The sequence below is a fragment of the Streptomyces roseicoloratus genome (assembly GCF_004117935.1).
Taxonomy (GTDB): Bacteria; Actinomycetota; Actinomycetes; order Streptomycetales; family Streptomycetaceae; genus Streptomyces; species Streptomyces roseicoloratus.
In genome coordinates, this window is the sequence record NZ_SDOY01000090.1 from 15476 (window position 1) to 28531 (window position 13056).

12 protein-coding genes are annotated in these 13056 nt (G+C 72.7%); 10 read left to right on the plus strand and 2 right to left on the minus strand.

Annotation, left to right across the window (positions count from 1 at the left end; translation table 11 throughout):
* Positions 1–187 precede the first annotated feature (187 nt).
* Positions 188–1522 carry a cytochrome P450 gene (locus tag ESG85_RS08535; protein ID WP_246094887.1) on the plus strand — a complete coding sequence of 445 codons (1335 nt, stop codon included), beginning with the start codon at positions 188–190 and terminating at the stop codon, positions 1520–1522.
* Here ESG85_RS08535 and ESG85_RS08540 read toward each other — a convergent pair.
* Positions 1473–2207 (minus strand): hypothetical protein, encoded by a 735-nt coding sequence (locus ESG85_RS08540; RefSeq protein WP_128977446.1) that lies wholly within the window; start codon positions 2205–2207, stop codon positions 1473–1475. The two genes, ESG85_RS08535 and ESG85_RS08540, sit on opposite strands and share 50 nt — an antisense overlap.
* Before the next feature lie 140 nt (positions 2208–2347).
* Here ESG85_RS08540 and ggt point away from each other — a divergent pair, with 140 nt between their 5' ends.
* Positions 2348–4159, plus strand: coding sequence for a gamma-glutamyltransferase (gene ggt, locus ESG85_RS08545; RefSeq protein WP_181018992.1), 1812 nt, complete (start codon positions 2348–2350; stop codon positions 4157–4159).
* A gap of 160 nt (positions 4160–4319) precedes the next feature.
* Here the strand turns inward: ggt and map are convergent, their stop codons facing one another.
* Positions 4320–5087, minus strand: coding sequence for a type I methionyl aminopeptidase (gene map / locus ESG85_RS08550; RefSeq protein ID WP_128977448.1), 768 nt, complete (start codon positions 5085–5087; stop codon positions 4320–4322).
* Positions 5088–5120: 33 nt separating this feature from the next.
* Here map and ESG85_RS08555 point away from each other — a divergent pair, with 33 nt between their 5' ends.
* The 8 genes from ESG85_RS08555 to ESG85_RS08590 form a co-directional block, all read left to right on the plus strand.
* Positions 5121–5372: a helix-turn-helix domain-containing protein gene (locus ESG85_RS08555; protein WP_128977449.1), complete on the plus strand. Its 252-nt coding sequence runs from the start codon at positions 5121–5123 to the stop codon at positions 5370–5372.
* Between the two features lie 153 nt (positions 5373–5525).
* Positions 5526–5939: a PPOX class F420-dependent oxidoreductase gene (locus tag ESG85_RS08560; protein ID WP_128977450.1), complete on the plus strand. Its 414-nt coding sequence runs from the start codon at positions 5526–5528 to the stop codon at positions 5937–5939.
* A gap of 56 nt (positions 5940–5995) precedes the next feature.
* A complete protein-coding gene (locus ESG85_RS08565; RefSeq protein WP_128977451.1) occupies positions 5996–7525 on the plus strand; it encodes a UL36 very large tegument protein in 1530 nt (509 codons plus the stop codon).
* A gap of 244 nt (positions 7526–7769) precedes the next feature.
* Positions 7770–8612, plus strand: a complete 843-nt coding sequence (locus tag ESG85_RS08570) for a nitrilase-related carbon-nitrogen hydrolase (RefSeq protein WP_128977452.1) — start codon at positions 7770–7772, stop codon at positions 8610–8612.
* Positions 8609–9892, plus strand: a complete 1284-nt coding sequence (locus ESG85_RS08575; RefSeq protein ID WP_128977453.1) for an aspartate aminotransferase family protein — start codon at positions 8609–8611, stop codon at positions 9890–9892. Before ESG85_RS08570 ends, ESG85_RS08575 begins: the two co-directional genes overlap by 4 nt.
* Positions 9893–9910: 18 nt before the next feature.
* Entirely contained in the window at positions 9911–11314 is a 1404-nt protein-coding gene (gene hydA, locus ESG85_RS08580; RefSeq protein ID WP_128977454.1) for a dihydropyrimidinase, read from the plus strand.
* Positions 11315–11325: 11 nt separating this feature from the next.
* Positions 11326–12342 (plus strand): TIGR03842 family LLM class F420-dependent oxidoreductase, encoded by a 1017-nt coding sequence (locus tag ESG85_RS08585; protein ID WP_128977455.1) that lies wholly within the window; start codon positions 11326–11328, stop codon positions 12340–12342.
* Positions 12343–12676: 334 nt separating this feature from the next.
* Positions 12677–13056, plus strand: a 380-nt coding sequence (locus ESG85_RS08590) for a transposase family protein (RefSeq protein WP_164986195.1), incomplete at its 3' end; no start/stop codon positions are given.

Consider the following 13056-nt stretch of genomic DNA (forward strand, 5'->3'; position numbering starts at 1 on the left):
GCGGTCGAGGTGTGTTCGTGTGCTTCGTGTCGTGCGTGTTCCGCGTGTGCTGCACGAGGGGAGATTCCGGGAGTCGGAGGACAGTCCGGACAAGGCTCTCGAACTGTGCGTTCCGTCCTGCGAAGAACGGCTCTGGCCTGTCATGATGGTGACGTCTTCACTCCGATTCGCCCCGAACGGAGGGCCGGTGGGCACCAGCGACACACCCGGGACCGTCCCCGACGCCGACTCCGACGCTCCCGGAGCCCCGGACGCTCCCGGAGCCCCGGACGTCCCCGGCGTTCCCGACGTCTTCGACCCGCGGATCTACGCCGCCGGCATCCCGCACGACCGCTTCCGCGCCCTGCGCGACCACCACCCCGTCGCCCGCCAGGAGGAGCCCGGGGTACTCGGCTGGCCCGCGGGGCCGGGCTTCTGGGCCGTGACCCGGCATGCCGACGTCGTCCGGGTGCTCAAGGACGCGCAAGGGTTCTCCTCGCACCTCGGCGCCACCCAGATCCGTGACCCCGACCCGGCCGACCTGCCGTTCATCCGGCGGATGATGCTCAACCAGGACCCTCCCCACCACGGGCGGCTGCGCCGGCTCGTCAGCCGCGCCTTCACGCCCCGCAGGATCGACCGGTTCGCCGCCACCGCACGCGAGCGGGCACGCCGGCTCCTCGCCGCGGCAAGGGAGTCGGGTGGCGACGAGATCGACTTCGTGAAGGCCGTCACCGACGACTACGCCCTGCTCAACCTCACCGACCTCCTCGGCGTGCCGGCCGCCGACCGCGGACTGCTGCACACCTGGACCGAGCGGGTCATCGCCTATCAGGACCCCGACGAGCCGCCCGTCCTCGACGCCGAAGGCCGACCGGTCAACCCGCGCTCACCGGCCATGCTCGCCGAGATGTTCGACTACGCGCGGGAACTCGCCGCCCACAAGCGGGCGCACCCCGCCGACGACATCATGACCGTGCTCGCGGGGACCGAACTCCAGGACGCCGAGCTGGAGATGTTCTTCTTCCTGCTGACCGTCGCGGGCAACGACACCGTACGCGGCGCCGCCCCCGGCGGACTGCTCGCCCTCGCCGAACACCCACGGGAGCAACGGAAGTTGTGGGACGGAGAGGTCGGCATGGACACCGCCGTGGACGAACTCCTGCGCCGGCACCCGCCCGTGCTGTCCTTCCGCCGCACCGCGACCCGCGCCACCGAGCTCGCCGGGGTGCCGATCGCCGCCGGGGACAAGGTCGTCGTGTTCCACGCCTCCGCCAACCACGACGAACGGGCCTTCGCCGACCCCGGGCGGCTCGACCTCGCCCGCACGCCCAACCCGCACGTCTCCTTCGGGGACGGCCCGCACGTCTGCCTCGGTGCCCACTTCGCCCGGCTCCAGCTGAGGATCCTCTACGAGGAGACGCGCGCCGTGCTGCCCGGCCTCGCGCCCGCCGGGCCGCCCCGGCGTCTGGTCTCGAACTTCATCAACGGCATCAAGTCGCTGCCACTGCGGCCGGCGGAGCCGTCCGCGCCTCGCGCGTGACGTCGGCCACCACCTCGACCACGTCGGGGCCGTACGCATCGGAGTTGACGACCTTGAGCAGCAGCACGAACGAGCCGTTCCGGCCGTGCTCGCGGGCCAGCGCCTCGTGGTTCCGGGACAGGTGGCGGGCCGCCGCCTGGTTGGTGACCGCGGACTGGCCGCAGAAGAGGAACAGCGGCCGCTCGCCCTCGCCGCCGGTCAGCCGGGCGAGGACGACGTACTCGGCGACGCCCCACCGCGCGCGGTAGGTCTGACCGCCGACGGTGAACATGCCCCGGTCCTCGCGCGGCTCCGACTCCACGTTCATCGTGAACCCGGGCAGCAGGTTGGACAGATGGGCGGCCATGCGGTGGTTCGAGTAGGGCCCGCCTATGCAGAACTCGGCCGTCTCGCCGAGACCGCGCCGGGCCGTGTCGTGCTGCACGATCCGCAGCCGCGCCCCGCAGTCCTTGATCAGGGCGGACAGTTCGAGCAGCGCCGACACGTCGGTGGCGTGCACCGCGCGCTCGCTGCCCGCCTGCCGGTTCACCACCAGCAGGCAGTCCGAGCCCCTCGGCAGCCCGAAGAAGGCCTGCTTCCTGCGCAGCCGGCGACGCCAGGCGTACGTACGGGTCAGCCAACCGAGGGAGCCGCTGACGCCCGTCGCCAGGACACCGAGCACCACGTTGCGCAGGTCTTCGTTCATGGGCGCGCATGCTAGCGGGGGAGCGGTCGGTTGTTCGAGACCGCCCGGGTGACCCGGCCGGAGGTGCTCCTGACGGAAGGCGTGGACGGAAGTTACGCTGCGCGGACGGTCGTTGACTGGAGGTAGGGATGCAGTTTCGGTTGCGGCGCAGCGCCGTACGCCACGGGTCGATCCTGACCGCCGCCGCGACGGTGCTGGCGGTGGGCGCCGCCGCGCCGCCGACGGCCACCGCACCGCACCACCCGGCCCCCGCGAAGGTGCCCGCCGCCGCCGGCTGGGGCGGCGCCGTCGCCAGCGTCGACGCGGACGCCTCCGCCGCCGGCATCGAGGTGCTCCGCAAGGGCGGCAACGCGGTCGACGCCGCCGTCGCCGTGGCCGCCGCGCTCGGCGTCACCGAGCCCTACTCGGCGGGCATCGGCGGAGGCGGCTACTTCGTCCACTACGACGCGAAGACCCGTACGGTGCACACCATCGACGGCCGCGAGACGGCACCCGCATCCGCCGACGCCCGCCTCTTCGTCGAGAACGGCAAGCCCATCCCCTTCGAGGAGGGCATGACCAGCGGCCGCGGCGTCGGCACCCCCGGCACCCCCGCCACCTGGCGGACGGCCCTCGACGCGTGGGGCAGCAAGCCGCTCCGCAAGCTCCTCGAACCGGCCGAGCGGCTCGCCCGCGACGGGTTCACCGTCGACACCACCTTCCGCGCCCAGACCGCCGCCAACGAAGCCCGCTTCCGCGACTTCCCGGCCTCGTCGCAACTCTTCCTGCCGGGCGGGCAGTTGCCCGCCGTCGGCTCCGTCTTCAAGAACCCCGACCTCGCCCGTACGTACGAGAAGCTGGGCCGGGAGGGCGTCGGCGCGCTCTACCGGGGCCCGCTCGCCCGCGACATCGTGAACACCGTCCGGCACCCGCCCGTCCGCGCGGGCGCCGGCCGGGTCGTGCGCTCCGGCGACCTGACGGAGCGTGACCTGGCCGCGTACGAGACGATCCGCCGCCGGCCCACCCAGGTCTCCTACCGCGGCCTCGACGTGTACGGCATGGCGCCCTCGTCCTCCGGCGGCACCAGCGTCGGCGAGGCGCTGAACATCCTGGAGTCCACCGACCTCTCGCGCGCCTCGCAGGCCGGCTACCTGCACCGCTTCATCGAGGCGAGCCGGATCGCCTTCGCCGACCGCGGCCGCTGGGTCGGCGACCCGGCCTTCGAGGACGTGCCCGTACGCGGACTGCTCTCCCAGCGGTACGCCGACTCCCGGGCCTGCCTGATCCGCGACGACGCCGCCCTGACCAGCCCGCTCGCGCCGGGCGACCCGCGCCACCCGGCCGGCGGCTGCACGACCGCCGGCGCCGGCGCCCCCACCACGTACGAGGGCGAGAACACCACCCATCTCACCGTCGCCGACAAGTGGGGCAACGTGGTCGCCTACACGCTGACCATCGAGTCCACCGGCGGCAGCGGCATCACGGTCCCCGGCCGCGGCTTCCTGCTCAACAACGAGCTGACCGACTTCTCCTTCACCCCGGCCGACCCGGCCGTCCACGACCCCAACCTCCCCGGTCCCGGCAAGCGCCCGCGCTCCTCGATCTCGCCGACGATCGTCCTCGACCGCACCGGCCGCCCGGTGCTCGCCCTCGGCTCGCCGGGCGGCGCCACCATCATCACCACCGTCCTGCAGACCCTGACCGGCGTCGTCGACCGGGGCCTCCCGCTGGTCGACGCCATCGCCGCGCCCCGTGCCAGCCAGCGCAACCAGGCCACCACGGAACTCGAACCGGCCCTCTGGAACAGCCCGTCGAGGCCCGAACTGGAAGCCGTCGGCCACGCCTTCCGCCAGAACCCCGAGATCGGGGCGGCCACCGGTGTCCAGCGCCTCCCGGACGGCCGCTGGCTCGCCGCCGCGGAACCGGTCCGCAGGGGCGGAGGCTCGGCGATGGTGGTGCGGGCGGGGCGGTAGCGCCGCCCGCGCGGGGCCACCGGGAGGGCCCGCGGTCGCACTGCCCGTGAACCGCGCGATCCGCGCGATCCGCGCCATCCGCGTGGCCCGTACGGCTCCGCCGAGTGTCCGGGCCCGGCGGCCCGCCCGAGGGGCGTCGGACACCCCCAACCAGTGCCCCCTACAGGGCCGTCAGGATCCTCGGGCCGTCGTCGGTGACGGCCACCGTGTGTTCGGTGTGGGCCGCGCGGGAGCCGTCGAGGGTGCGGATCGTCCAGCCGTCCCGCGCCGTGTAGTGGCGGTCGTGGCCGCCGCCGATCAGCATCGGCTCGATCGCGACCACCATCCCGTGCCGCAGCGGCATGCCCCGGCCCGGGCGGCCCTCGTTGGGGACGTCCGGGCCCTCGTGCATGGTGCGGCCCACGCCGTGGCCGCCCAGGCCGTCCGGGATGCCGTAGCCGGCCGTGCGGCAGACCCGGCCGACCGCGTGGGCGATGTCCCCGACGCGGTTGCCGACGACGGCCGCCGCGATGCCCGCCTCCAGGGCCTCGTACGCCGTGTCGACCAGCCGGGTGTCCTCGGGACGAGCCCGGCCGATCGTGAAGCTCACCGCCGCGTCCCCCACCCAGCCGTCGAGCACGGCCCCGCAGTCCACGCTCACCAGGTCGCCGTCGGCGAGCCGGGTGCCGTCCGGGACGCCGTGCACGATCGCGTCGTTGACGGACAGACACGCCACCGCGGGGAAGGGCATCGGGGCCCAGTCGGGGCGGTAGCCCAGGAACGGCGAGCCGGCCCCGGCCGCCGCCAGGACCTCCCGCGCCACCCGGTCGAGCTCCGTGAGCGTCACCCCGGGCACCGCCTCGTCCCGTACGGCCTCCAGGGCCTGGGCCACCACCCGCCCCGCCTCGCGCATCCGCAGCAGCATCGCATCGTTCTTGATCTCCACCATGCCAATTACTATACCGGTATTAGAATGGGTGTCATGGTCCGTACACCCCTCACCCCCGAAGAGCGCGAGCGCGGCGAACGCCTCGGCCGCCTGCTGCGCGAGGCGCGCGGCGAGCGCTCCATGGCCGAGATCGCCGCCGCCGCCGGCCTCTCCGCGGAGACCCTCCGCAAGATCGAGACCGGCCGCGCCCCGACCCCCGCCTTCTTCACCGTCGCCGCACTCGCCGGCGTGCTCGGGCTGTCCCTGGACGAGCTCGTCACAAGGTGCGCGCTGATGCCCCTGTAGACGCGGCGCCGGCCGGGCCGGGAGGGCGGCCCGCCTCGCGCGGACACCGCCGGCCGCACCCGCCGTGCCGCGGGCCGTCAGCGGCCTCCGCGTTCGGGCCGAGCGGCGGGACCACCGTCGGACGGCCGGGTCCCCCGCGTAAGCTCGGCGGTCGTGATACCCGAAGAGCTGCGGCACGGCCGCTACGTGAGCCTCACGACCTTCCGTCGGAACGGCACCGGCGTCGCCACCCCGGTCTGGTACGCGGTCGAGGGCGACGAACTGTACGCCTGGACCCGCACCGACTCCTGGAAGGTGAAGCGCCTGCGCCGCGACCCGCGCGTCGTGGCCGCCGTGTGCGACGTGCGCGGCAACGTCGACGGCGGCGCGGTACGGGCCGAGGGCACCGCGCGGCTCGTCTCGGGGGAGGAGCTGCGCCGGGTGCGGCGGCTGCTCTCCCGCAAGTACACGTGGCAGTTCTGGGCGGTCGACTGGCCCGCGACGATCGCCCGCCTGGGCAAGCGCCCGCACACGGGCATCGTCGTGCGCTTCGGCGGGGAGCGCAGCGCGACCGAAAACCCTGCGTAGCCGTCCCGTAACACGACTGCGGTCCCATGTCGGTGGACCGAAGGGGCGGCAGGGACATGACGGTGCGGCAACTCCCGGCGGAAGTGGTGGCGTTCACCGGCTGGTTGGACGAACTCGCGGGCCTGCTCGACCCGGGCCGCGGCTGGTACGCGGTCTTCGCCGAGCGCGACCCGGAGGGCCTGCGGGCCTGCTTCGCCGGTACGGACATCCTGCCCTGGGACGTCGCCCGGTCCCTGCTCCAGGACCTCGGCGAACCACCGGACGGGCCCCGCGGCCTGCGCGGCCGGGCGCTGCACCGGGCGGCCGCCGCCGCCCACGACCGGGGCCCGGGCGGCGCGGCGGCCCTGGTGGCGCGCCGGGAGCTGAGGGAACGCGAGGCCCGGCACGCCGAGTCCCGCGTCAGCGCCCTCGCCGGGACCCCCGACCACGCGACGGCCCTCTCCTGGGCGCGCGACGACCTCGCCCGCGCGCGGTCGAGGATCGCGGAACTCACGGAACGTCTGCACCGCCTCACCACCACGGCCCATCCTGGTCCGAACCGGCCCGGTCCGACCTGGCGTGGTCCGGAGAGGCGGCCCGGTGCGGAGGGGCCTGGTCCGGAGACGCGGCCTGGTGCGGAGGCGGGGCTCGGTGCGGAGGCGGGGCCTGGTGCGGAGGCATGGCCCGGTCCGGAGGTGCGGCCTGGTCCGGAGGTGCGGTCCGTACCGCCCCCACCGCCCGCCGCGCAGAATCCGCCCACCGCGCAGCCCGGTCCCGCCGCGCAGCCCCGGCCCGGCTCGGAGGCCCGCCCCGTCGGGCCTGACGCACCGGCCCGGCCGGTCCCGTCGCCCCCGTTGCCCCCGCCCGCCTCACCGCCCCGGCGCCGTCCTCGAGGCGCTCGTTACGCCTACCTGGAAGAGGCCGAGGCGCTTCCCGCGCCCCAGCCCCTGCCCGTGCCCGTGCCCGAATCGCCCTCCGGTCCCGCCGTCGCGCCGCGCGGTGCGCGGTTCGGCGGCGCCGCGGTCACCTCCGGGCCCGTGCCCGACGCCGCGACTCCTGCGCGCACGGCCGACCAGGCGGCGCAGGCCGCCCGTGCCGCGGGCAACGCCGTGTACGCGCTGCGGCGGCTGCGCTCCCAAGGACGCAGCGGTGAGGCCCACGCCCTGCTCTGCGAGGCGCTGGCCGGGCCGCCCGGGTGGCTTCCGGTGCTCGCGGCGGAGCTGCACGCCGCCGGGCTCGCCGCCGATTGGGCCACGCTGCTCTGGGAGGCGGCGACCCTGCCGCCTGCCCGGCTCGCCGCCGTCGCCGGGGCGCTGGCCGACGCGGGTCGCCCGTACGACTGCGAGCAGCTGCTCCGGCAGGGCGTCGCGCGCCCGGTCGAGGAGCTGGCCGGGGCCTGCGCGGCCTTGCACGCCGAGGGACACCGGGCCGAGGCGCAGGCCCTGCTCGCCGCGTTCCTCCGCGTCCGTACGCCCGGGGACGCCGCCCGGCTCGCCGCCGCCGACCCGGCCGTACTCGCGCCCGCACTGCTGGCCGCGGCACGCGCGGACTCCCCGGCGCGAGCCCAGGACCTGGCGCACGCGCTGCGGGTCGCGGGGCTCGCGTAGAGGAGCGCGGGCGAACTCCGGAAGGCGCCGCCCGGCGCCGCCCGGCGCGGCCCGAACGCGGTTCCGGACGGACGTGGACGTGTCGGTACGTGTCCGACGTGGACCACTCGGGTATGAAACATGATCGACTCCGCTACTTCACGGCGGTGGTCTTGCTCCGGGGTGTGACGGGGCTTACGTTCTCCTCCTACGCATCGCGTCTACGTGCGTAGAGGCTCTCCACGCCGCGCCGAAGGAGCAGCTCATGACCGACGTCGTACGCGCCGCGCTCGTCCAGGCCACCTGGACCGGCGACACCGAATCCATGATCGCCAAGCACGAGGAACACGCCCGCGAGGCGGCCCGCCAGGGGGCGAAGGTCATCGGGTTCCAGGAGGTGTTCAACGCCCCCTACTTCTGCCAGGTGCAGGAGCCCGAGCACTACCGCTGGGCCGAACCCGTGCCGGACGGGCCCACCGTGCGCCGGATGCAGGACCTCGCCCGGGAGACCGGGATGGTGATCGTCGTGCCCGTCTTCGAGGTCGAGGACGCCGGCTTCTACTACAACACCGCCGCCGTCATCGACGCCGACGGCAGCTACCTGGGCAAGTACCGCAAGCACCACATCCCCCAGGTCAAGGGCTTCTGGGAGAAGTACTACTTCCGGCCCGGCAACGCCGGCTGGCCCGTCTTCGACACGGCGGTCGGCAAGGTCGGCGTCTACATCTGCTACGACCGGCACTTCCCCGAAGGATGGCGCCAACTCGGTCTCAACGGAGCCCAGTTGATCTACAACCCCTCGGCCACCCACCGCGGCCTCTCCTCCTACCTCTGGCAGCTTGAACAGCCCGCCGCCGCCGTCGCCAACGAGTACTTCGTCGCCGCCATCAACCGCGTCGGCATCGAGGAGTACGGCGACAACGACTTCTACGGCACCAGCTACTTCGTCGACCCCCGCGGGCAGTTCGTCGGCGACGTCGCCTCCGACAAGGAGGAGGAACTGATCGTCCGCGACCTCGACTTCGGCATCATCGAGCAGGTCAGGCAGCAGTGGGCGTTCTACCGCGACCGCCGCCCCGACGCGTACGACGGGCTGGTGCAGCCGTGAGCAGCCTCTACGAACGCCACCGCGCCGTCATCCCCGACTGGGTCGCCCTCTACTACCAGGACCCGATCGAGATCACCCACGGCGAGGGCCGCCACGTCTGGGACGCCGACGGCCGGCGCTACCTCGACTTCTTCGGCGGCATCCTCACCACCATGACCGCCCACGCCCTCCCCGAGGTCACCAAGGCCGTCGCCGAGCAGGCCGGACGGATCGTCCATTCCTCCACCCTCTACCTGAACCGCCCCATGGTGGAGCTCGCCGAGCGGATCGCCGCCCTGTCCGGCATCCCGGACGCCCGCGTCTTCTTCACCACCTCGGGCACCGAGGCCAACGACGCCGCACTCCTCCTCGCCACCACGTTCACCGGCTCCAACCAGCTCCTGGCGATGCGGAACAGCTACCACGGCCGCTCCTTCTCCACCGTCGGCATCACCGGCAACCGCGCCTGGTCCCCGACCAGCCTCTCCCCGCTCCAGACCCTGTACGTGCACGGCGGCGTCCGCACCCGAGGCCCGTTCGCGCAGTACACCGACGAGCGGTTCGTCGAGGCCTGCGTCTCCGACCTCGAGGACCTGCTCGGCCAGACCCGCGGGAACGTCGCCGCCCTGATCGCCGAACCCATCCAGGGCGTCGGCGGCTTCACCTCGCCGCCGGACGGCCTGTACGCGGCCTTCCGCCGGGTCCTCGACCGGCACGGCATCCTGTGGATCGCCGACGAGGTGCAGACCGGCTGGGGCCGCACCGGCGAGCACTTCTGGGGCTGGCAGGCCCACGGCCAGTCCGGACCGCCCGACATGCTGACCTTCGCCAAGGGCATCGGCAACGGCATGTCCATCGGCGGCGTCGTCGCCCGCGCCGAGATCATGAACTGCCTCGACGCCAACTCCATCTCCACCTTCGGCGGTTCGCCGATCACCATGGCCGCCGGCCTCGCCAACCTCTCGTACCTCCTGGACCACGACCTCCAGGGCAACGCCCGCCGGGTCGGCGGCCTCCTCCTCGAACGGCTCCGGGGCATCACCGCCGGCATCGACGCCGTACGCGAGGTGCGCGGGCGCGGTCTGATGATCGGCGTCGAGCTCACCGAACCCGGCACCGACCGGGCGAACCCCGAAGCAGCGTCGGCCGTCCTGGAGGCCGCCCGCGAGGGAGGCCTGCTCATCGGCAAGGGCGGCGGCCACAACACCTCCGCCCTGCGCATCGCACCACCCCTCTCGCTCACCGTCGCCGAGGCCGAGGAGGGCGCGGCGATCCTCGAACAGGCCTTCCGTTCCGTCTAGTCGGCAGGGAGAAGTCCCGTGAGCACCCGAACCCTGATCCGCGGCGGGCTCGTGATCACCGCCGCCGACGAACTGCACGCCGACGTCCTGATCGAGGACGGGCGGATCACCGCCCTCGCCGCCCACGGCTCCGACATCGCCGCCGGCTGGACCGCCGACCGCATCGTCGACGCCACCGACCGCTACGTCATCCCGGGCGGCGTCGACGCGCACACGCACATGGAACTGCCCTTCGGCGGCACCTTCGCCTCCGACACCTTCGAGACCGGCACCCGCGCCGCCGCCTGGGGCGGCACCACCACCATCGTCGACTTCGCCGTCCAGACCGCCGGCCACAGCCTGCGCGAGGGCCTGGACACCTGGTACGCCAAGGCCGACGGCAACTGCGCCGTCGACTACGGCTTCCACATGATCCTCTCCGACGTCAACGAGCAGACCCTGAAGGAGATGGACCGGCTCGTCCAGGAGGGCGTCTCCTCGTTCAAGCTGTTCATGGCCTATCCGGGAGTGTTCTACAGCGACGACGGACAGATCCTGCGGGCCATGCAGCGCGGCGCCGCCAACGGCGGGCTGATCATGATGCACGCGGAGAACGGCATCGCGATCGACGTCCTCGTCGAGCAGGCCCTGGCCCGCGGCGAGACCGACCCCCGCTACCACGGCGAGGTCCGCAAGGCCCTGCTCGAGGCCGAGGCCACCCACCGTGCGATCCAGCTCGCACGGGTCGCGGGCTCACCCCTCTACGTCGTCCACGTGTCCGCCGAGGAGGCGGTCGCGGAGCTGGCGGCGGCCCGCGACAAGGGCCTGCCGGTCTTCGGAGAGACCTGCCCGCAGTACCTGTTCCTGTCGACGGACAACCTGGCCGAACCGGACTTCGAGGGTGCCAAGTACGTCTGCTCGACGCCGCTACGGCCCAGGGAACACCAGGCCGCGCTGTGGCGGGGCCTGCGGACGAACGACCTCCAGGTGGTCTCCACCGACCACTGCCCCTTCTGCTTCAAGGGCCAGAAGGAGCTCGGCGTCGGCGACTTCTCCAAGATCCCCAACGGCCTGCCGGGAGTGGAGAACCGCATGGACCTCCTCCACCAGGCCGTGGTGGACGGGCACATCTCGCGCCGCCGCTGGATCGAGATCGCCTGCGCGACCCCGGCCCGGATGTTCGGCCTCTACCCGCAGAAGGGCACCATCGCCCCCGGCGCGGACGCCGACGTCGTCATCTACGACCCGCACTCCACCCAGACCCTGTCCGCGGCCACCCATCACATGAACGTCGACTACTCCGCGTACGAGGGCAGGACCGTCACCGGACAGGTCGAGACCGTCCTCTCCCGCGGCGAACCCGTCATCGAGCAGCGGAAGTTCACCGGGCGCGCCGGTCACGGCAGCTTCGTGCCCCGCTCCACCTGCCAGTACCTGAACTAGGAGGCCGCCCCTTGGACTTCGGACTCGTCCTGCAGACCGACCCGCCCGCCTCGCAGGTCGTGGGCCTGATGCGCAGGGCGGAGCGCAACGGCTTCCGCTACGGCTGGACCTTCGACTCCGCCGTGCTGTGGCAGGAACCCTTCGTCATCTACAGCCAGATCCTCGCCAACACCACCAAGCTCCACGTGGGCCCGATGGTCACCAACCCGGGCACCCGTACCTGGGAGGTGACGGCTTCCACCTTCGCCACCCTCAACGACATGTACGGCAACCGCACGGTCTGTGGCATCGGCCGCGGCGACTCCGCGATGCGCGTGGCCGGCCGCAAGCCCAACACCCTGGCCCGGCTCGGCGAGGCCATCGAGGTCATCCGTGACCTGGCGGAGGGCCGAGAGGTGGAGGTCGACGGCAACCCGATCCGCATCCCGTGGATCAAGAACGGCAAGCTCCCCGTCTGGATGGCGGCCTACGGGCCCAAGGCCCTCGCTCTCGCCGGGCAGAAGGCCGACGGCTTCATCCTCCAGCTCGCCGACCCCTTCCTCACCGAGTGGATGGTCAAGGCGGTGCGGGACGCGGCCCGGGAGGCCGGCCGCGACCCCGACGCCCTGACGATCTGCGTCGCCGCCCCCGCCTACGTGACGGCCGACGACTCGCCCGAGGCCCTGGCGCACGCCCGGGACCAGTGCCGGTGGTTCGGCGGCATGGTCGGCAACCACGTCGCCGACCTGGTGTCCAAGTACGGCGAGCACTCCTCCATGGTCCCCGAGGAGCTGACCGCGTACATCAAGGACCGGCAGGGCTACGACTACTCCCACCACGGTCGCGCCGACAATCCCGACACCGCCTTCGTCCCCGACGAGATCGTCGACCGCTTCTGCCTCCTCGGCCCCGCCGAGGCCCACATCGACAAGCTCCGCCACCTCAAGGACCTCGGCGTCGACCAGTTCGCCGTCTACGACATGCACGACAATCGCGAGGGCACGATTGACTGCTATGGGGCCGACATCATCCCTGTGCTCCGCAGATGAAGGGGGCGCGGTCGATCTTGATCGTGGGTTTGGCAACCGACGGTGCTCGGACCGCCGTCAAGTGAGGTCTGGACAGTTCGATCGGAGACAGGCGGAAGAGTAGTAGGTGAATCCCCCTGGCTTCGTTCACGTTCGGCGACAGCGTTTGTCGACGAGCTTCAACGGCGTTTGGCGGGCGTCGGGCTCACGGATGTTGACGGGAAATGACGTCAATGGGAACAGCGTGAGCTCTTTCCAACCTGTCGGCCAGGAGGGGCGGTTGGGCTGACAGACGGGTGAAGCCCCTGGTAGATGGGTTTTCGACTAAGAAATCCGTCTCCACCAGAGGCTTCGTGTGCTTGTCTACCCGTCGGGCGTCGACGTGTCCAGCTCCGCCCTGCGCTTCCTGTCCGCCAAGCTCCGTCAGCGCCGCCGGGAGCTCGGTACCCGCTGGCGGCGCCTGAGTGCCGGCCGGCAGGCGCTGCTCACTCTTGCCCATCTCCGCAACGGCCACCCGTATGCCCAGCTGGCGGCCGGGTTCGGCATCGGGACGACGACCGCGTACCGGTACATCACCGAGGCCGTCGAGGTCCTGGCCGCTCTCGCGCCGACTCTCGCGGAGGCGGTCCGGGCCGCATCGTCGAAGGCGTTCGTGCTGCTGGACGGGACCTTGCTGCCGATCGACCGGATCGCCGCGGACCAGCCCTACTACTCGGGGAAGCACAAGAGGCACGG

What these genes read in the sequence shown, in the direction of transcription:
- ESG85_RS08555 (WP_128977449.1), top strand. Translation starts at nt 5,121, where the DNA reads ATGGTCCGTACACCCCTCACCCCCGAAGAGCGCGAGCGCGGCGAACGC.
- map (WP_128977448.1), bottom strand. Translation starts at nt 5,087, where the DNA reads ATGGTGGAGATCAAGAACGATGCGATGCTGCTGCGGATGCGCGAGGCG.
- ESG85_RS08565 (WP_128977451.1), top strand. Translation starts at nt 5,996, where the DNA reads ATGACGGTGCGGCAACTCCCGGCGGAAGTGGTGGCGTTCACCGGCTGG.
- ESG85_RS08540 (WP_128977446.1), bottom strand. Translation starts at nt 2,207, where the DNA reads ATGAACGAAGACCTGCGCAACGTGGTGCTCGGTGTCCTGGCGACGGGC.
- ESG85_RS08570 (WP_128977452.1), top strand. Translation starts at nt 7,770, where the DNA reads ATGACCGACGTCGTACGCGCCGCGCTCGTCCAGGCCACCTGGACCGGC.